General features: G+C 66.0%; 16 protein-coding genes and 1 tRNA gene. 10 read left to right on the top strand and 7 right to left on the bottom strand.

The genetic code is table 11. From position 1 onward, the window contains the following. The first annotated feature begins 11 nt into the window (after nt 1-11). Nucleotides 12-1,790, top strand: a complete 1,779-nt coding sequence (locus IB255_RS11330) for an acyl-CoA dehydrogenase C-terminal domain-containing protein (protein WP_081519681.1) — start codon at nt 12-14, stop codon at nt 1,788-1,790. Between the two features lie 449 nt (nt 1,791-2,239). On the opposite strand, the gene IB255_RS11325 is transcribed toward IB255_RS11330, so the two are convergent. Further along, nucleotides 2,240-3,118, bottom strand: a complete 879-nt coding sequence (locus IB255_RS11325; protein WP_081519682.1) for a LysR family transcriptional regulator — start codon at nt 3,116-3,118, stop codon at nt 2,240-2,242. A 100-nt stretch (nt 3,119-3,218) separates the two neighbouring features. On the opposite strand from IB255_RS11325, the gene IB255_RS11320 reads away from it, so the two are divergent. After that, a complete protein-coding gene (locus IB255_RS11320) occupies nt 3,219-3,926 on the top strand; it encodes an MOSC domain-containing protein (RefSeq protein WP_151189106.1) in 708 nt (235 codons plus the stop codon). A gap of 206 nt (nt 3,927-4,132) precedes the next feature. Beyond that, a complete protein-coding gene (locus IB255_RS11315; protein ID WP_192210386.1) occupies nt 4,133-6,106 on the top strand; it encodes a PhoX family protein in 1,974 nt (657 codons plus the stop codon). Between the two features lie 194 nt (nt 6,107-6,300). Here the strand turns inward: IB255_RS11315 and fnr are convergent, their stop codons facing one another. Further along, nucleotides 6,301-7,002, bottom strand: coding sequence for a fumarate/nitrate reduction transcriptional regulator Fnr (gene fnr / locus IB255_RS11310; RefSeq protein ID WP_139791708.1), 702 nt, complete (start codon nt 7,000-7,002; stop codon nt 6,301-6,303). Nucleotides 7,003-7,325: 323 nt separating this feature from the next. Here fnr and IB255_RS11305 point away from each other — a divergent pair, with 323 nt between their 5' ends. The 5 genes from IB255_RS11305 to IB255_RS11285 all read left to right on the top strand — a co-directional run bounded on the left by IB255_RS11305 (nt 7,326) and on the right by IB255_RS11285 (nt 11,879). After that, nucleotides 7,326-8,045, top strand: coding sequence for a hypothetical protein (locus IB255_RS11305; protein WP_081520818.1), 720 nt, complete (start codon nt 7,326-7,328; stop codon nt 8,043-8,045). Nucleotides 8,046-8,150: 105 nt separating this feature from the next. Continuing rightward, nucleotides 8,151-9,455: an NAD(P)/FAD-dependent oxidoreductase gene (locus IB255_RS11300; RefSeq protein ID WP_081520813.1), complete on the top strand. Its 1,305-nt coding sequence runs from the start codon at nt 8,151-8,153 to the stop codon at nt 9,453-9,455. Between the two features lie 14 nt (nt 9,456-9,469). Further along, nucleotides 9,470-10,021 carry a helix-turn-helix domain-containing protein gene (locus IB255_RS11295; protein WP_081520812.1) on the top strand — a complete coding sequence of 184 codons (552 nt, stop codon included), beginning with the start codon at nt 9,470-9,472 and terminating at the stop codon, nt 10,019-10,021. A 76-nt stretch (nt 10,022-10,097) separates the two neighbouring features. Next, nucleotides 10,098-11,447 carry a glutamine synthetase family protein gene (locus IB255_RS11290; protein ID WP_081520811.1) on the top strand — a complete coding sequence of 450 codons (1,350 nt, stop codon included), beginning with the start codon at nt 10,098-10,100 and terminating at the stop codon, nt 11,445-11,447. 273 nt (nt 11,448-11,720) lie between these two features. Then, entirely contained in the window at nt 11,721-11,879 is a 159-nt protein-coding gene (locus IB255_RS11285; RefSeq protein WP_003084988.1) for a YqaE/Pmp3 family membrane protein, read from the top strand. Here the strand turns inward: IB255_RS11285 and IB255_RS11280 are convergent. The 4 genes from IB255_RS11280 to IB255_RS11265 form a co-directional block, all read right to left on the bottom strand. After that, entirely contained in the window at nt 11,876-13,444 is a 1,569-nt protein-coding gene (locus IB255_RS11280; RefSeq protein ID WP_192210385.1) for a PAS domain-containing methyl-accepting chemotaxis protein, read from the bottom strand. The genes IB255_RS11285 and IB255_RS11280 overlap by 4 nt on opposite strands. Continuing rightward, a complete protein-coding gene (locus tag IB255_RS11275; RefSeq protein ID WP_192210384.1) occupies nt 13,441-15,621 on the bottom strand; it encodes a putative bifunctional diguanylate cyclase/phosphodiesterase in 2,181 nt (726 codons plus the stop codon). The genes IB255_RS11280 and IB255_RS11275 overlap by 4 nt, the downstream gene beginning before the upstream one ends. Nucleotides 15,622-15,787: 166 nt before the next feature. Next, nucleotides 15,788-16,111: a hypothetical protein gene (locus IB255_RS11270; protein WP_081520808.1), complete on the bottom strand. Its 324-nt coding sequence runs from the start codon at nt 16,109-16,111 to the stop codon at nt 15,788-15,790. A 445-nt stretch (nt 16,112-16,556) separates the two neighbouring features. Further along, complete coding sequence (locus IB255_RS11265; protein ID WP_174824615.1) at nt 16,557-17,042, bottom strand: Bro-N domain-containing protein; 486 nt, start codon at nt 17,040-17,042, stop codon at nt 16,557-16,559. Nucleotides 17,043-17,488: 446 nt separating this feature from the next. On the opposite strand from IB255_RS11265, the gene IB255_RS11260 reads away from it, so the two are divergent. Further along, the gene (locus tag IB255_RS11260; RefSeq protein ID WP_081520807.1) at nt 17,489-17,695 is read left to right on the top strand and encodes a type II toxin-antitoxin system HicA family toxin; all 207 of its coding nucleotides are present in this window, start codon (nt 17,489-17,491) and stop codon (nt 17,693-17,695) included. A gap of 30 nt (nt 17,696-17,725) precedes the next feature. Further along, entirely contained in the window at nt 17,726-18,130 is a 405-nt protein-coding gene (locus IB255_RS11255) for a type II toxin-antitoxin system HicB family antitoxin (RefSeq protein ID WP_081520806.1), read from the top strand. Nucleotides 18,131-18,187: 57 nt separating this feature from the next. Here IB255_RS11255 and IB255_RS11250 read toward each other — a convergent pair. After that, a tRNA-Ile gene (locus IB255_RS11250) sits at nt 18,188-18,264 on the bottom strand.

Raw genomic sequence — 18,264 nt, 5'->3', positions numbered from 1 at the left:
GAGGATCCATCATGGCTGACTACAAAGCTCCCCTGCGCGACATGCAATTCGTCCTCAATGAAGTCTTCGAGGTCGCCAACCTGTGGGCCGAACTGCCCGCCCTGGCCGAGACCGTCGATGCCGAGACCGCATCCGCGATCCTCGAAGAGGCCGGCAAGGTCACCGGCGGCGTGATCGCCCCGCTGAACCGCAGCGGCGACGAAGAAGGCTGCAGCTGGAGCGCCGAGGGCGTGAAGACCCCGGCCGGCTTCCCCGAAGCCTACCGCACCTACGCCGAAGGCGGCTGGGTGGGCGTGGGCGGCGCGCCGGAATTCGGCGGCATGGGCATGCCCAAGGTGATCGGCGCCCAGGTCGAGGAAATGGTCAACTCGGCCAACCTGTCCTTCGGCCTGTACCCGATGCTGACCGCCGGCGCCTGCCTGTCGCTGCTCAACCACGCCAGCGAAGAATTGAAGGCCAAGTACCTGCCGAACATGTACGCCGGCACCTGGGCCGGTTCCATGTGCCTGACCGAGCCGCACGCCGGCACCGACCTGGGCATCATCCGCACCAAGGCCGAACCCCAGGCAGACGGCAGCTTCAAGATTTCCGGCACCAAGATCTTCATCACCGGCGGCGAGCACGACCTGACCGAGAACATCATCCACCTGGTCCTGGCCAAGCTGCCCGACGCGCCGGCCGGCTCCAAGGGCATCTCGCTGTTCCTGGTGCCCAAGGTGATGGTCAACGCCGACGGCTCGCTGGCCGAGCGCAACGCCGTGTCCTGTGGTTCCATCGAGCACAAGATGGGCATCAAGGGCTCCGCCACCTGCGTGATGAACTTCGACGGCGCCACCGGCTGGATCGTCGATGCGCCGAACAAGGGCCTGGCCGCCATGTTCACCATGATGAACTACGAGCGCCTGGGCGTTGGCATCCAGGGCCTGGCTACCGGCGAGCGCTCCTACCAGAGCGCCGTGGAATACGCCCGCGAGCGTATCCAGAGCCGCGCGCCGACCGGCCCGGTCGCCAAGGACAAGGCTGCCGACCCGATCATCGTCCACCCGGACGTGCGTCGCATGCTGCTGACCATGAAGGCGCTGAACGAAGGCGGTCGTGCCTTCTCCAGCTACGTTGCCATGCAGCTGGACACCGCCAAGTACAGCGAAGAGCCGACCACCCGCAAGCGCGCCGAGGAACTGGTCGCCCTGCTGACCCCGGTGGCCAAGGCCTTCCTCACCGACATGGGCCTGGAAACCACCATCCACGGCCAGCAGATCTTCGGCGGCCACGGCTTCATCCGCGAGTGGGGCCAGGAGCAGCTGGTACGCGACTGCCGCATCACCCAGATCTACGAAGGCACCAACGGCATCCAGGCGCTGGACCTGATGGGCCGCAAGATCGTCGGCAGCGGCGGGGCCTACTGCAAGCTGTTTACTGACGAGATCCGTGCCTTCACCGCCTCGGCGTCCGCCGAGCTGGCCGAATTCACCGGCCCGCTGAACGCCGCCGTGCAGAACCTCGACGAGCTGACCGCCTGGGTCCTGGACCGCGCCAAGGGCAACCCGAATGAAATCGGCGCCGCCTCGGTCGAGTACCTGCACGCCTTCGGCTACACCGCCTACGCGTACATGTGGGCCCTGATGGCTCGCGCTTCGCTGGGCAAGGAAGGCCAGGACGAGTTCTACGCCAGCAAGCTCGGCACCGCGCGCTTCTACTTCGCCCGCCTGCTGCCGCGCATCCACTCGCTGAGTGCCTCGGTGAAGGCCGGCAGCGAGTCGCTGTACCTGCTGGACGCCGCGCAGTTCTAAGCGCTCGCTCTGAAAAGCCCCGCTCCGGCGGGGCTTTTTTATGGGGATATTTCCTTTCCGAAGGGCGCTAGTACGAATCCGTGTAAGCCAAAGCTTACAAACAGCGGTGGTGATCGGCGTCTTTCTGATAAAGGCTTCTGGCGGTAACCTTCTCCTCAGTCAGGACATTGCGCAGGAAGCGCCAAAGACAACACGGAAATATAGGGATTCCACCATGGATGGTGGCCTGCATGGACGTCAGGATATCGGTCTGCAAAACCCCGCTTCGCAAGAAGCGGGGTTTTTTCTTGCCTGCGATCTGGATTGGCTTCCCGTAGGGCGAATAACGCGCCAGCGTTATCCGCCGCTGGTTGTCGGGACGGCGGATAACCTGTTCCAGGTTATGCGCCCTACGTAGAGACTCCGTGCGGGCGTGCGACCGCAGCGATACCCATCAGCGATGTTGGGCGTCACACCGCCCCATCCAGCAACGAGCGCAGCAGCTCCACCGTCGGCTGCTGCCGTTGTGCATCGCGATACACCAGCCCCACGCTCAGTGGAATGCGCGGTTCGCTCAATGGCTTCCAGAGCAGGTCCTTGTGCGCATGCATCTGTCGCGCACGCCCCGGCAGCACGGTGGCGAAGCGGCTCTGCGGCAGGCTGTCGAGGATGCCGCCCATGTGGTTCAGCTCCGCCTGTACCCGTGGCCGCCGGCCGATGGCCGCCAGTTGTTCCTGCCAGATCTGCCGGGCACGGAATTCCTCGCCGAGCAGCAGCATCGGCAGCTCCGCCGCCTGGGCCAGCGAGACCTTCTTGAAGTCCTTCAGCGGATGCTCCGCCGGGATCACCAGTTGCAGCTCGTCCGGGTACAGCTCCACGCCGTGCAACGCCGGCTGGCGCGGCGGCAGGAAGCCGATGCCGATATCCAGCTGGCCGATCAGCAGGCGGCGCTCGATCTCCACCCCGGAGAGTTCGTAGATGCGCACCTGCACGTGCGGCTGCGCAGCGTGCAGGCGTTCCACCAGGTGCGGCACCAGGCTCGCGTTGACCGTCTGCAGTACGCCAATGGCCAGGCTGCGCGCACTCTGCCCACGGAAACCCCGCAGCGCCTCGCGGGCGCGCTCCAGGCCTTCCAGCAGCGGCACCGCATGGTTGTACAGCGTGTGTGCGGCGGCGGTCGGCAGCAGGCGCTTGCCGCTGCGCTGGAACAGCGCCACGTCGAGGTTCTGCTCCAGTTGGCGTATCTGCTGCGACAGTGCCGGCTGGGAAATCGCCAGGCGTTCGGCCGCGCGCCCGACATGGCCTTCCTCGTAGAGCGCGACGAAATAGCGGAGCTGGCGGAAATCCATAAGGTCTACTTATCAACGAAACTGGAAAATCGAAATGGATAGTCAGCTATCCAGGCCACTACTCTAGCGCTTGTCCGCTGTCTCAGATGGGTAGACAAAGGTGGAAAGCATCGTCATCCAGGGCGTTTTCATAGGCAAAGTCGAAGAAAGCTGGGGAGGTCTGCTCAGCGATATCGACAAGCTGGAAGCGCATCAGGAAGTCTGGCTCGGCGCCGAAGGGTTGCCGGGGGACGCACGGCCCGACCTGCGCCGCGACGGCGGCCTGGACCGCGCGCTGCACCACTATCCGGCCGAGCACTACCGCCACTGGCGCAAGCAGCACCCGCAGACGCGCTGGCGACAGCCGGCCTTCGGCGAAAACCTCTCGACCTTCGGCCTCAATGAGCAGGAGGTCTGCATCGGCGACCTGTTCCGCTGGGGCGAAGCGCTGATCGAAGTGAGCCAGCCGCGCTCGCCCAGCTACCGCCTGGCGCGTCGCTGGAATCTCCCCGAGCTGCCGCAGCAAGTGCAGGAGCAGGGGCGCTGCGGCTGGTTCTACCGGGTGCGCCGCTCCGGCATGGTCGCCCCCGATGCACCGCTGGAGCTGGTGCAGCGGCACTACCCGCAGCTCAGCGTGGCGAGCCTGCTGGACTGGTACTTTGGCCACCCGCTGGAACGTACCGGCCTGCGCCTGATGATGGCGTGCGACGCGCTCTCCCTGCGCTGGCGCAAGACTGCCGCGCAACGCCTCACCAGTGGCGTGCTGGAAGACTGGACGGCCCGCCTGGCGGGCCCCGAATGTTCGGAGCAGGGCGGCCTGCAAAGCTGAGCCGCGCTATTCCGCAAATGCCCTCGCGCCCGCCCCCGGACGTCGTCTTGGTCCTGCGGGGCGGCTTTTATCCTCGCCGCCGAGCCTGTCACAGGGCTCGGCGGCGTTGTCATGCCGACGTAACACCGCGTTCCTAACCTTCCGCCGATAGCTTCTACTGACAACCCGAGCCGTCAGAAAGACGGCCGCGCGGAAGGAACCATCTGATGAGCGAGCGTTTCCAGGATTTCCACGACCGACTGGCCGCCTTCGACGACCAGGCGATCAACCCCTCCGGCAACCTGCCGATGAGCGAGATCATCGACGCCTCGCGCCGCCGCCTGTTGAAGAACAGCCTGGTGCTGGGCGCCGTCGGCTTCCTCGGCGGCGGCCTGTTCCCCGGCCGCTCGCTGTTCGCCGCCGACGCCCCGGTGCCCACCGCGCTGCTGGGCTTCAAGGGCGTGCCGGTGCAGCAGGACCCGAAGTTCGACCGCGTTATCGTCGCTGACGGTTACACGGCTCGCCCGTTCTTCTCCTGGGGCGACGCCGTGGTGAGCGGCTCGCCGGCCTGGAAAGGCGATGCCAGCGAGGACTGGAAAGCCCAGGAACTGCAGGCCGGCGACAACCATGACGGCATGCACTACTTCCCCTTCCCCGATGCGCCGGACAACCACGGCCTGCTGGTGATCAACCACGAATACATCAACCCGACGCTGCACCCCAAAGGCCAGACCTTCGAGGACCGCCCCGATGGTTCGCGCGGCCGCCCGGAAGGCGAGGTACGCAAGGAAATCGCCGCCCACGGCCTGAGCGTCATCGAGGTGAAGAAGGACCCCGGCGGCCAGTGGCAGCGCGTCGAGGGCTCGAGCTACAACCGCCGCATCACCGGCAGCTCGCCGCTGGACCTGTCCGGCCCGCTGGCCGGCAACGACCTGCTGCGCACCGCCAGCGACCCCGAGGCCAAACAGGTGCTCGGCACCCTGAACAACTGCTCCATGGGCGTCACGCCCTGGGGCACCTACCTGGCCTGCGAAGAGAACTGGCACCAGTACTTCGTCAACCGCGACAAGGACGACTACGCCAAGCGCGTCTCGCACAAGCGCTACGGCCTGTCCAACGGCCAGTTCAGCAACTACTACGCCTGGGAAGCGGTGGATGCGCGCTTCGACGCCACGCCCAAGGCTGACCAGCCCCACGGCGGCCATGTCAACGAACCGAACCGCTTCGGCTGGGTGGTGGAGATCGACCCGTTCGACCCGACCTCCACGCCGAAGAAACGCACCGCCGTCGGCCGTTTCTGCCGCGAGTGTTCGACCCTCTCGCTGGGCGCCGACAACCGCATGGCGTTCTATTACGGCGACGACACCAAGGGCGAGTACATCTACAAATTCGTCCCGGCCGGCCGATACGACGCGAACAACCGCGCGGCGAACGTCGACCTGCTCGACGAAGGCACCCTCTACGTGGCCCGCTTCAATGCCGATGGCAGCGGCCAGTGGCTGCCGCTGGTGCACGGGCAGAATGGCCTGAGCGCCGAGAACGGCTTCGCCAGCCAGGCCGAGGTGCTGGTCAACGCCCGCGCCGCCGCCGACAAGCTGGGCGCCACGCCGATGGACCGCCCCGAGTGGGTCGCCGTGCAGCAGACCACCCGCGAGGTCTACGTCAGCCTCACCAACAACGATGCCCGCGGCAAGAAGCAGCCGGTGGACGCCGCCAACCCGCGCAAGGAAAACCTCCACGGGCAGATCCTGCGCTGGAACGAGGCAGGCGGCGACCCGACCGCCACCCGCTTCCAATGGGAAATCTTCCTGCTGGCCGGCGAGCACAAGGGCTCCAGCGCGCCGGAGAACCTGATCGGTACCATCAACGGCGACATCTTCTCCTCGCCGGATGGCCTGTACTTCGACACCGCCGGGCGCCTGTGGATCGAAACCGACTACGACGATGACGTCCCGGCGATGCAGGCCATGGGCTGCAACCAGTTGCTCTGCGCCGACCCGCACAGCCGCGAGGTGCGACGCTTCCTGGTCGGCCCGCGCGGCTGCGAGCTGACCGGCATCACCCAGACCCCGGACGGCAAGACGCTGTGGGTGAACATCCAGCACCCGACCCTGAGCTTCCCGGCCAGCGACGGCAAGAGCATCCCGCGTTCCACGACGCTGGTGATCACCAAGGATGATGGCGGCGTGATCGGTACCTGATCGGTCCCCTGCAGGAGCGGACCCTGCCCGCGAACCGGCCGGCAGGCCGGAATCTGCCCTGCGCCGGCCTGAAAGACATGGCGCAGGGCTGGTCGCGGGCATGGGCCAGGCGCCCCGCCTTTCCTACAGGTCTGGCACCAAATTGATCTTCGCAGGAGCGAGCTTGCTCGCGAACCCCGTCCCCTCGCGGAAACTCAAAGCTCGACCTCACCCCCGGCCAGCGCGCACAGCTCGGTGAAGTCGACGATCTCCGTCTCCCGCCCATCCACCCGGATCAACCCGTGCTTCTGGAGGCGGGTGAAGCTGCGCGATACGGTCTCCACTGCCAGCCCCAGGTAATCGCCGATCTCGTTGCGCGACATGCTCAGGCGGAAACGCGTGGCGGAGAAGCCGCGCTCGCGGAAGTGCGCGGAAATGTTCAGCAGGAAGGCGGCGATGCGCGAGTCGGAGTTCAGCCGCGAGAGCAGCAGCTTCATCTGCTGATCCTCGCGAATCTTGCGGCTCATCATCAGCATGATCTGGTGCGACAGCCCCGGAATCTGCAGCGACAGCTCCTCCAGCTGGCTGAACGGAATCTCGCTGCACAACGTACTTTCCAGCGCCTGCGCGGACACCGGGTAGCTGCCTTCGCCCATCCCGGAGAAGCCGAAAATCTCGGTGGCGAAGTAGAAGCCGGTGATCTTCTCCAGCCCCTGTTCGTTGGTGGTGAAGGTCTTGATCGAACCGGAGCGCACCAGGTACACGCTGTGGAACGGGTCGCCCTGGCGGAATACGAAGTCCCCTTTGTGCAGCAGGTGCCCCGGCTTGATGATCGCCTCGAGCTCCATGACCTTGTCGTCGCTCAGGGTCGGCGGCGCCAGCCGGCAGTTCTTGCAGTACGGTTGCGGTTTGATCATCTGATTCATTCCTGTCCCCATGCGCCGCGCGCGAAGTGAAGCGGTCCTCGGGCGCATCGCCCCCACGTAAAACCATAGCAACTCAATGTGATCTGTCATCCGTCGGTTGGCCCGAAACGACGATGGCCAATGGTTTTTTCATACCGGCTTGACCCTTTCTTCACCGCGCCGCCCTCAGTCTCCACGACCATGCGCCAGGGGGTATCGGGGGAGACCGTCAACTCCGGGTGCAGCGACGTGACCGACGCGCGTCGATCCCGCTCATTTCCGGAGACAAACCCGTGAACAACAAACTGCCACAGATCACCCTGGCCTTCTGGGTGATGAAGATCTGCGCCACCACCCTGGGGGAAACCGCCGGCGACCTGCTGTCGATGACCCTCAATGTCGGCTATGCGATCAGTTCGCTGATCCTCATCAGCCTGTTCCTCGTCACCCTGGTCGGCCAGCTTGCCAGCAAGCGCTACGTGCCCTGGCTGTACTGGCTGGTGATCCTCTCCACCAGCACCGCCGGCACCACCATGTCGGACTTCATGGACCGCACGCTGGGCCTGGGCTACGCCACCGGTTCGGCGATCCTCATCAGCATCCTGGTGGCGATCTTCGCGGCCTGGCGCTTCAGCGGCACCTCGCTGTCGGTGGACAACATCCGCAGCTTCAAGGGCGAGATGTTCTACTGGATCGCCATTCTCTTCTCCAACACCCTGGGCACCGCGCTGGGCGACTTCCTCGCCGACGACTCCGGCCTGGGCTTCGCCGGCGGCGCGCTGCTGATCGGTAGCCTCATCGCCGTGGTGGTGGCGCTGCACTACTTCACCAGGTTGTCCTCGGTGCTGCTGTTCTGGGTGGCCTTCGTGCTGACCCGTCCGTTCGGCGCGACCCTGGGCGACGTGCTGACCAAGTCCCACGAGAAGGGCGGTCTGGACTTCGGCACCATCGGCTCCTCGGCCATCCTCGCCGCCATCCTGGTGGCGCTGGTGGTGGTGGTCAGCGTGCGGCAGAAGCGCGAGGAGCAGGGCAGCGCTGCGGTGCTGTCTTCCTGATGATCTGAAACGCACCCCGTCCGCAAAAGTGCGACGGGCTAGCCTTGTGAAATTTGTTCTGTTATTTTTCATGAAAAATAATCAGAACAATTTCACGAGGTAGCGATGTTCCTGCGTTCGCCCGAACCGGTCGGCACCTACTACGCCGGCGCCAACCCCGAGCTGATCCAGCCCCGCGAAGCCCTTCGCGAGCCGCTGGAGTGCGAAGTCCTGGTGATCGGTGCCGGTTTCAGCGGCCTGCACACGGCGCTGCAACTGGTCGAAGGCGGCCGCCAGGTCTGCATGATCGAGGCCAGCCGCATCGCCTGGGCCGCCTCCGGACGCAACGGCGGGCAGGCATTGCCGGGCTGGTCCAGCGACCTGGGCCCCATCGAGGACGACCTCGGCCACGAAGGCGCGCTGCGTCTCTGGCAGGGCATGCTCTGGGCTGCCCACGAACTGCGCGACCTGCCGCAACGCCACGGCTTCGACTGCGACTACCGCATCGGCCACCTGTGGACCGCCGTGCTGCCGCGCCGGGTTGGTTCGCTCTACGACTGGCAGGCCGAAGCCAATCGCCGCTGGGGCTACGAAGGCCTGCAGTTCATTCCCCGTGAAGACCTGCCGCAGTGGATCGCCAGCGACCGCTACCAGGCCGGCCTGTATGACCCGAACTCCGCGCACCTCAACCCGCTGAAACTGGCCTACGGCCTGGCAGGCGCCATCGAGCGCGCCGGTGGCCGCATCTTCGAGCAGACCCGCGCGCTGAGCTTCCGCGAGAGCGGCAGTGGCTACGAAGTGACCACCGAGCTTCCCAATGGCGAGCGGGGCAGCGTGCGCTGCGCCTCCCTGGTGCTGGCCTGCAACGCCTACATCGACGGGTTGGACCGCGACGTCTCCGAACGCATCCTGCCGGTGGGCACCTACCAGGTTGCCACCGCGCCGCTGGGCGAGGAACTGGCCCGCTCGCTGCTGCCGAAGAACTGCTGCGTCACCGACAACCAGTTCGTCCTCGACTACTTCCGCCTGACCCCCGATCATCGCCTGCTGTTCGGCGGCGGCTGCACCTACCTGGGCGGCATGCCTTCGGACATTCGCGCTGCCACGCGCCCCTATGTCGAGCGGGTGTTCCCGCAGCTCAAGGGTGTGGAGCTGGAATACGCCTGGGGCGGGCACATCGACTGCAGCATGCGGCGCACCCCGGACATCGGCCGGCGCGGCGACCTCTACTGGCTGCAGGGCTATTCCGGCCACGGCGTGCTGCCGAGCCTGGCCGCGGCCCACGCCGTGAGCGAAGCCATGGGCGGCCGCAGCGACGAGCTTGACCTCTATCAACGCATCCGCAATCCCGGGTTCCCCGGCGGCCAGCGCTTCGCCGCGCCACTGGAAGCCGTCGGCAAGGCCTGGTATCGATTACGGGATTTCATCTGATCCGGACCCCTGACATGACCCAGACGGTTGCCAACGAACACCTTGCCACGCTGATCCGCGACCTGCGCAAGCACAAGAACCTCACCCTGGGCGAGCTGGCCGAGCAGATCGGCCGCTCGGTGGGCTTCCTGTCCCAGGTCGAGCGTGGCCTGTCGCAACCGACCGTCGCCGACCTCACCGCCATCAGCGAAGCCCTGGGCGTACCGACTACCTACTTCTACGCCGGCGACACCCGCCGCGAGCGCGACTGGGTGACCCGGCCAAACGACCGCCGCACCCTGTACTACGCCGGTGGCGTCACCGACATCCTCGCCTCGCCGAACATGTCCGGCGGCTTCTCCATGCTCGACAGCATCCTCGCCCCCGGCGCCACCAGCGGCGAAGGCCACCTGGACGACAGCTCGGAGCAGGGCGGCTTCGTCCTCGAAGGCGAGCTGACCCTCTGGTACGAGGACGACACCGTCACCCTCTACCCCAACGACAGTTTCCAGCTGCCGCCGCACAGCCAGTTCCGCTACGGCAACCTCACCGACAAACCAACCCGGGTGCTGTGGATCTTCACCTGATTTCCCAAGCCAGCCCGCGAGGGTTGGCTTGGGAAAACGATCCGGCCGCTCCCGCACAAAGGCCCCAGAGAACATCATGAACCGCCCGATGCATCCCGACCTGCTCAGCGAAGTCCGCGCCTTCCGCCAGCAATACCCGGATATCCGCTACGTCGACCTGATCTGCCTGGACATTCCCGGCCACTTCTACGGCAAGCGCTACCCCGTGGACATGCTGGAAAAAGTCGCCGCCGGCAGCCCGCTGAAACTGCCGCAGAACTGCGTGCTGCTGGGCGTACAAGGTGGCCTGCACCCCATCGGCGACTACTGCTTCAACGACGGCGACCCGGATGCGCCGCGCCGCCTGATCCCCGGCTCGCTCAAGCCGGTGCGCTGGGAAAACCAGCCGCTGGGGCAGATGCTGATCAGCTCCGACGGCACCGAGGCGCCCATCGAATTCGAGCCGCGCGAAGTGCTCGCCCGCGTCATGCAGCGCCTGGAGTCCAAGGGCATTCGCCCGGTGGTGGCCTTCGAGCTGGAGTTCTACCTGTTCGACAAGAAGCTGGATGCCGGCCTGCCTCAGTACCCGCGCGACCCGCTGAGCGACGACGAGGACGACCAGCCGAACATGCACATCGAGCGCCTGTCGCGCTTCTCGGATGTGCTCCATGAGATCGTCGAAGCCTCCCGCGAGCAGGGCGTGGACGCCAACGTCATCACTGCCGAGATCGGTCCGGGGCAGTTCGAGATCAACTTCGCCCACTGCGACGATGGCCTGCACGCCGCCGACCAGGCTGCGCTGTTCACCCGCGCGACCCGTGGCGTGGCGCTCAAGCACGGCTACCGCGCCAGCTTCATGAGCAAGCCTTACCTGCATGCACCGGGCAGCGGCATGCACGTACACGTCAGCCTGTACGACCGTGACGGCAACAACCTGCTCGACCGCGACAACCAGCAGGCCCTGCGCCACGCCGTGGCCGGCTGCCTGGAACTGCTGCCGCACTGCATGCCGATCTTCGCCGCCAACCACAACGCCTACCGCCGCTACGGCTCCCGCGTGAACGCTGCGAGCAAGGCCAGCTGGGGCTTCGAGGACCGCGATGCATGCATCCGCATTCCCGAATCCGATGGCAGGAACCTGCGCATCGAGCACCGCCTGGCCGGCGCCGACGCCAACCCCTACCTGGTGCTCGCGGCGATCCTCACCGGCATGGAGCACGGCCTGGAAACCCGCCAGGAGCCGATCCCGCCGCTGAACGAAGACCGCGCCAGCGGCATCGATTTCCCCCGCGACATGCTCGGCGCCGTCGCCGAGATGGAAGACCACCCGGTGGTCAAGGAAGGCCTGGGCAGCGAGTTCGTCTTCGTCTACTGCGAGAACAAGCGCCACGACCACCTGGACTTCATGAACGAAGTCAGCGCGCGGGAGTACCGCTGGTTCCTCTGAGAGCCCGAGGCCAAAATTGATCTTCGGACTTTGTAGGAGCGAGCCGAGGTCCCCGGCGAACGCTGATCCCGGCGCCATGCCGAACGGCTCCCTCTCCCTCTGGGAGAGGGCTGGGGTGAGGGTGGCTCACGCACGGACTCCACCTGTAGGAGCGTTCCATGGATGCGATCGCGGGCATGGCCCGCTCCTGCAGGGAACACCAGATTCTCTGAACCCGCTCCGCTGCCCGGCGGTCCATTCCATGCAAGAGGCAATCTCACAAGGAGCCACCGCATGGACCTCATCCGCATCCTCATCGCCATCCTTCTGCCGCCGCTGGGCGTGTTCCTCCAGGTCGGTTTCGGCGGAGCGTTCTGGCTCAACATCCTGCTGACGCTGCTCGGCTACATCCCCGGCATCGTCCACGCCGTGTACATCATCGCCAAGCGCTAACCCGCCCGGCTGCCCTCCCAGAAATGCTCCGCCAGCATCCGCAGCTCCGCCGACAGTTCCGCCATGCGTGCGGCGCTGCGCTGGCAGGTGCCGACCTTCGCGGCGTTGCTGTCGGCCGAGCCGCGAATGGCGTGCAGGCTGCGCTGCACGTCCTCGCTGGCAGCGCCCTGTTCCTCGATGGCTTCGGCGATCTCCAGGCTCATCCGCTGGATCGCCGAAACCTGTTCGCTGATGCGTTCCAGCGTTCCTGCCGCCTGGCCTGCCTGGGCCAGGCTGGCCACCGCCTGGTCGCAGCAATGCCATAGCGCCCGCACCGAATCCTCGGCGCCCTGCTGAAGGTTGCCGACCAGCGACTGGATGTCCCGCGCGGAATGCTCCGTGCGCGAAGCCAGCGCGCGAACCTCGTCGGCGACCACCGCGAAACCGCGTCCGCTTTCCCCGGCGCGCGCCGCCTCGATGGCGGCGTTCAGCGCCAGCAGGTTGGTCTGCCCGGCGACGTCGCGGATCACCTCGAGCATCCGCGAGATCGCCTCGCTGTGTTCCTTCTGTTGTTCCACTGCGGCACTGGCCGCGCGCACGCCGGCTTCCAGCGCAGCGAGTTGCCCGCGCGTGCCGTGCACATCCTGATGCCCTGACTGGGTGATGCGCTCGCTGCACTGCGCCGCCACCGCGCTGTGCTGCGCGTGACGAGCCACTTCCTGGACGCTCTGCGCCAACTGCTGCATGGCGCTGGCGACCTGCTCGGTCTCGCGCTGCTGCAACTGAGAAGCGGCGCTGCCACCGGCCATGGCGTCGGCCAGTGCGGCGGAGTGCTCGGCCAACTGCTGGGATGCGTCGGCCATGCGCCCGACCACCGCGGCGGTCTCCGCCTCCAGCATCCGGAAAGCGAAATCCAGCTCGCCGAACTCGTCCGCACGGCCCGAATAGAGCTGCTGGCTCAGCGGGTTGTCGGCAATCTTCCGTGCGCGCCCGAGCAGCGCGCCCAGCGGTTGCAGGCGCAGTACCAGCCAAGTGCCTGATGCGCCCAGCGCCAACAGGAAGGCCAGTGCGGTCAGCTTGGGCAGCAGCAGCGCGAGAAGAGCGCCGCCGGCCTGCGCCAGCAACAGGCCGAGCAGCAACTGGAGCACCAGCGGCACGCGCGGGCGACGCAATGTCCTGCCCTGGCGCATGCGCGCATAAAGGCGCTCCGCTGCGTCGATCTGCTCGGCACCGGGACGGGTGCGCACCGACTGGTACTCCACGACCTTGCCGCCATGGCGGATCGGCGTGACGAAGGCGCTGACCCAATAGTGGTCGCCGTTCTTGCAGCGGTTCTTCACCAGGCCCATCCAGCTGCGCCCGGCCTGCAAGGTCTGCCAGAGGTGGGCGAAGGCGGCGGGCGGCATGTCCGGATGGCGCACGCGGTTGTGGTTGAAGCCCACCAGCTCCTCGGCCTCGAAGCCGCTGACCTGAATGAAGTCCGGGTTCACATGGGTGACCGCGCCCTTGAGGTCGGTAGTGGAGAGGATGTTGGCATTGACTGGCACGTCTACCTGGCGCCCGGTGACGGGCATGTTGAGCTTCATCGCTGGTGCTCCAGGCGGGTCTGGAAGAGTTGCTCCGGCGCCAGCGGCTTGCTGAACAGGAAGCCCTGGGCGTGGCGGCAGCCTTCGGCGCGCAGGAAGTCCAGGTGCTCCTGGCGCTCCACGCCCTCGGCCACCACTTCCAGGCCGAGGCTGTGGCCCAGGCCGATGATTGCCCGGCAGATGGCGCTGAGCTCCGGGTCGTCCGGCACGCGGGTGATGAAGCTGCGGTCGACCTTGAGGATGTGCAGCGGGTAGCGCTTGAGATAGCCCAGCGAGGAATAGCCGGTGCCGAAGTCGTCCAGCGCCAGGCGCACGCCCTCGGCGGCCAGTTCGCGCAGGCAGGCGAGGGTTTCCGCGCCGTCCTGCATCAGCAGGCTTTCAGTGATTTCCAGCACCAGGCTGCGCGGCGACAGGCCGCTCTCCGCGAGAATCCGCTGCACCCGCGCGGCGAATCCCGGCTGCTGCAGTTGCCGGCTCGACAGATTGACCGAGCAGTACAGGCTGCGATGCCCCTGGCTCTGCCACAGCGCCGTCTGCCGGCAAGCCTGGCGCAGCACCCAGTCGCCGACCGGGACGATCTCGCCGGATTCCTCCAGCGCCGGGATGAAGTCCAGCGGCGAGATCGACTGGCCGTTGTGCTTCCAGCGCAGCAGCACCTCCACCGCTTCCCAGTGCGGCGAGTCGCGGTCGAGGCGGACGATGGGCTGGTAGTGCAGGCTGAATTCCTCGCGGCGCAGTGCCTGGGCCAGCGCGCTTTCCAGGTCCAGCCGGCGCTGCGCCTCGGCCTGCAGCTCCAGGCTGAAGCGCGCGTACTGTGCCTTGCCGGCCTCCTTGGCGCGGTACAGCGCAAGGTCCGCGGCCTGCAGGGTGTCGATGGCCTGGCCGTCGGTCATCAGCCCGGTGATGCCGATGCTGGCGCTGACCACCAGTGTGCGGCCATCCACGTGCAGCGGCTGGCGCAGGCAGTCGAGCATGCGTTGCGCGACCTGCTCGGCGTCGACCAGGCTGGCCAGGTCGTCCAGCAGCACGACGAACTCGTCGCCGCCGAAGCGCGCCAGGTGATCGCCCGGCCGCAGACAGCGCAGCAGGCGCTGGGAGACTTCCACCAGTACGCGGTCACCGACGGCGTGGCCGAGGCTGTCGTTGATCAGCTTGAAACGGTCCAGGTCGATGAACAGCAGGCCGGACTCGCGTGCGCCGGGGCGGCGCTGGCGCATCAGGGCCTGTTGCAGCAGTTCGTCCAGGCGCAAGCGGTTGCCCAGGCCGGTGAGCGGGTCGTGCCGCGCCGCGTGGCTGAGCTGGTGCTCGCTGGCCTTGTGCTGGCTGATGTCGGTCTGCGAGCCGGCCATGCGCCCGTCGGTGACCACGCCGCGCGCCAGCACCCAGAGGTAATTGCCGTCGCGCTGGCGGATGCGGTACTCGTGGCTGAGCAGCGCGCTGCTGCCGCGCAGGTGCGTGTCGATGGCCTTGCGCAGGCCAGGCAGGTCGTCCGGGTGCACGCGGGCGAACCAGCTGGTACTGCCTTCGCCGAGGTTGTCGCGGGTCAGGCCGAGCATGCGCGCCCAGCGCTCGGAGACGTAGAGGCGGTCGTTGCCCAGGTCCCAGTCCCAGATACCGTCGTTGGCGCCACGCAGGGCGCGGGCATAGCGCGCCTCGCTGTCCTCCAGCGCCTGGCGCTGGGCCGCGCCGTATGTGTCGATGGCCAGCGACATATCAAAGAATACCCGCTTGAGCAGGCTGGCGTAGGTCCTGGCTTCCGGGGCATCGCCCATCAGGTCGGCGAGCATCTGGTCCAGGTACAGGCGATACGCACCCAGGTACCACTTCAGCTCGACGCCGACCTGCTGGTGCACCAGCCCGATGCGCAGGCGGTCGCGTACGTAATCGGCGTCCTGCGGGGCATCCCAGAGCTGGCGGTAGTATTCGAACTGGCTGCATTTCAGCCGCGCCAGCGTTGCCGGCTCGGCGAGGATCGCTCCCAGCGGCGGGTAGTGGCGCAGGTGGTCGTAGAGCTGCTCGATGAAGCGCTGGTGGCAGCCTTCCAGTTCGGCGGCGCGGCCATGGAGATGGCAGCCATCCTCCTCGCGCCACTCCAGGTAACTCAGGCGCTGATCGACTTCCATCGTCGACAGGCCGATGCGCTCGAGCACGCTCTCGAGCTTCGGTCCCAGGCCCATGTTCGGCTCCTTGCGGGTCTGCTGTTTTTGTCGGGCATGAAAAAAGCGCCGGCTCGTCGTCCCGTCTAAATCGACGGCGACCAACTCGGCGCTTTGTCTTGCAGGCCCACAAGTCCTGCCCGGCAAAGCCAGCTTCCGCAATGGCGGAACGCGGGTGGTTTGTCTTTTACACCAGGGGGCGGGGCCCCGACAACTCTTGCAGCGCGCCGCTCAGGCGCTGGCGCAGCTCGCCCAGTTCGCGGGAGCGGAAGGCATGGCGGGTGCGCTCCAGCACACCGATGGCATCGGCCAGCAGCGCGGTGATCTTCCCGGTCTCGCCCAGCGGTGCGTCCTGGAACCAGCGGCACAGCGGCGCCTGCTGGCAGTCACAAGGGCCTTCCATCACGCCGCAGCGCAACTCATAGGCGGCCAGCAGGGCACGAACCTGACGGGCCAGCGCCGGGTCCTCGGACGCGACAAGCAATTGGACGGGATGCCGGTGGAGAGTCATGAGGGGATCACTCATATCAGGGAGATGCCAATTTAATGGCTAATGGCTATCTGATATTGACCCCTGTCATAGGCTGAGGCGGCTTGCGCCAGGGAGTCGACGGTTGGTGTGAAGTGTCTCGCATTGCGGTGCCGGTAAATTGCCAGGAACGCGCGGTAAACGCGGGGCGCATAACCTGGGACAGGTTATCCGCCATACCCTTGGCGGCGGATAACGCTGACGCGTTATGCGCCCTACAGGCAGGGAGAACAGGGAAAACGTACCGGCTGACACCGAGGTTACTTCTCGCTCCGAACGGTCCCCTCTCCCGCTTGCGGGAGAGGGCCAGGGTGAGGGGCCTTTGATCCTGTAGGTGCGGACTTGTCCGCGAAGCTCATTGGGTAGGGCGTGAAGCGATGGGTATCGCTTCGCTCCACGCCATCCTACGAAGTGCGCAGGAGTAGTATCAGTGCAGCGAACGCACCTGGTTTTCCATGATGCGCACCGCATCGGTCCAGCGCACCCAGACCTTACCCTGCCAGTCCATCACGCTGGTTGGCTGGCCCTCGATCTGCTCCATGCGCCGGCGCGGCAGGTGCGGGTTGTGCTGCTGCGCATCGCGCAGGGCCGGCAACACCTCGGTGCTGATCCACTGCCGCAGGCTGCGATTCTCCGGGTGATAGAAGTGCACCAGCAGCAGCGCGTAGAGGCCGCTTTCACTGACCAGATAGAGCTTTTCTTCGCACCCGGCGAGGTGCTCATGACGAAGCTGGTCCGGATCGAGCTTACTGGTGACTCGTTCGCCCAGGTGGCTGTTGGTCAGCTTGGCCAGATCGCGCAGGACGAACCACGCCTGGCGCTCGATGAGCAGCCCGCGCAGACGACGGTTGTAGCGTTGGAACACAGTGGGAATCAGGCCTTCGTCGGCCGACATCGAATCGGAAAACTTCATGCTGTCTCTCCATGTACGTCCAGAAGCCGCCGCCCGAACAACCACAGAGGGAGGCGGACCGTGCAAGGGTGGAATACCGAGACATCTAGAGGAGAAAGCCCGGCCGAGCCGAAGCCCGCCTTACACGGTCCGCCATGGACTACCAGAAGACGTTGACTGTTAGAGCCAGCGTCATCCGCCACGGCGTGTGTAATGCCTTCCTCTTATGTCTTCAGGATTCCACTCCTGGCCACGGCGAACCGTGGCAGGCAGAACGCTACGCAGAGCCCTTGTAGGACAGCAACGCAGTTGCGGTGTAGGGGGATTCGGTAAATACCGTACCGCGGCGGTGAACCTCCAGTTCAAGCCCACAAGAACAGCGCTCGTCGGCTTTCCTCCAGAGCAAATTGACTGACTTAAAGAGTGGTGTGTATGGTACACACTGCAGAGTCGCCGGGAGGGCGAGGATGCGCAGCAGGGAAATTATCGAACTGCTGATCGAGGATGGTTGGCTGGAGATCGGCTGCAACGGTAGCCACCACCAGTTCAAGCATCCTGACAAGCCCGGCAAGGTCACCGTGCCGCACCCCAAGGCGAGCCTGCCCAAGGGAACGGTGAACAGCATCCTCAAGCAGGCCGGTTTGAAACCCTGCCGGTCTGACACCACCCATTGAGCTGCGCTACGCCGTAGCGGGAGCCACCCTATGAAATTTCCCGTCGTGCTCCACAAGGACCCGGACAGCGACTACGGCGTCACTCTTCCCGACGTTCCCGGCTGCTACTCCGCCGGCTGTACCGTCGACGAGGCTTTGGATAACGCCAAGGAAGCGCTGGCCCTGCATTTCGAAGGCCTGGTGGCCGATGGCGAAGAACTGCCCCAGGCGCAGTCCATCGACCAGCACTTGGCCAACCCGGACTACGCCGGCGGCGTCTGGGCCGTAATCGAATTCGACGTCACGCCCTACCTGGGAAAAGCCGTACGCTTCAACGCCACACTTCCCGAACACCTGCTGCAACGCATCGACGACCGCGTCAGCAAGGATCAGCGCTATAGCTCCCGCTCCGGCTTCCTCGCTACCGCCGCGTTGCGCGAGCTGGCGCAATCCTGATCGCTGAACGACAGAAACGAAAAAGCCGCGCATTCGCGCGGCTTTTTGCTGAAAGGGTGGTGGGCCCACACGGACTTGAACCGTGGACCAAAGGATTATGAGTCCTCTGCTCTAACCAACTGAGCTATAGGCCC

It is taken from the genome of Pseudomonas sp. PDM22 (assembly GCF_014851965.1).
GTDB lineage: Bacteria > Pseudomonadota > Gammaproteobacteria > Pseudomonadales > Pseudomonadaceae > Pseudomonas.
The sequence above is the reverse complement of the archived record's forward strand: the minus strand, read 5'-3'. Positions and strand labels throughout refer to the sequence as shown.

Bases quoted from the DNA above. Each gene is read 5' to 3' on its own strand.
- IB255_RS11305 (WP_081520818.1), top strand. From the start codon at position 7,326: ATGAAGATCTGCGCCACCACCCTGGGGGAAACCGCCGGCGACCTGCTG.
- IB255_RS11325 (WP_081519682.1), bottom strand. From the start codon at position 3,118: ATGGATTTCCGCCAGCTCCGCTATTTCGTCGCGCTCTACGAGGAAGGC.
- IB255_RS11330 (WP_081519681.1), top strand. From the start codon at position 12: ATGGCTGACTACAAAGCTCCCCTGCGCGACATGCAATTCGTCCTCAAT.
- IB255_RS11270 (WP_081520808.1), bottom strand. From the start codon at position 16,111: ATGACTCTCCACCGGCATCCCGTCCAATTGCTTGTCGCGTCCGAGGAC.
- IB255_RS11315 (WP_192210386.1), top strand. From the start codon at position 4,133: ATGAGCGAGCGTTTCCAGGATTTCCACGACCGACTGGCCGCCTTCGAC.
- IB255_RS11285 (WP_003084988.1), top strand. From the start codon at position 11,721: ATGGACCTCATCCGCATCCTCATCGCCATCCTTCTGCCGCCGCTGGGC.
- IB255_RS11265 (WP_174824615.1), bottom strand. From the start codon at position 17,042: ATGAAGTTTTCCGATTCGATGTCGGCCGACGAAGGCCTGATTCCCACT.
- IB255_RS11275 (WP_192210384.1), bottom strand. From the start codon at position 15,621: ATGGGCCTGGGACCGAAGCTCGAGAGCGTGCTCGAGCGCATCGGCCTG.
- IB255_RS11255 (WP_081520806.1), top strand. From the start codon at position 17,726: ATGAAATTTCCCGTCGTGCTCCACAAGGACCCGGACAGCGACTACGGC.
- IB255_RS11280 (WP_192210385.1), bottom strand. From the start codon at position 13,444: ATGAAGCTCAACATGCCCGTCACCGGGCGCCAGGTAGACGTGCCAGTC.
- IB255_RS11260 (WP_081520807.1), top strand. From the start codon at position 17,489: ATGCGCAGCAGGGAAATTATCGAACTGCTGATCGAGGATGGTTGGCTG.
- IB255_RS11295 (WP_081520812.1), top strand. From the start codon at position 9,470: ATGACCCAGACGGTTGCCAACGAACACCTTGCCACGCTGATCCGCGAC.
- IB255_RS11300 (WP_081520813.1), top strand. From the start codon at position 8,151: ATGTTCCTGCGTTCGCCCGAACCGGTCGGCACCTACTACGCCGGCGCC.
- IB255_RS11290 (WP_081520811.1), top strand. From the start codon at position 10,098: ATGAACCGCCCGATGCATCCCGACCTGCTCAGCGAAGTCCGCGCCTTC.
- fnr (WP_139791708.1), bottom strand. From the start codon at position 7,002: ATGATCAAACCGCAACCGTACTGCAAGAACTGCCGGCTGGCGCCGCCG.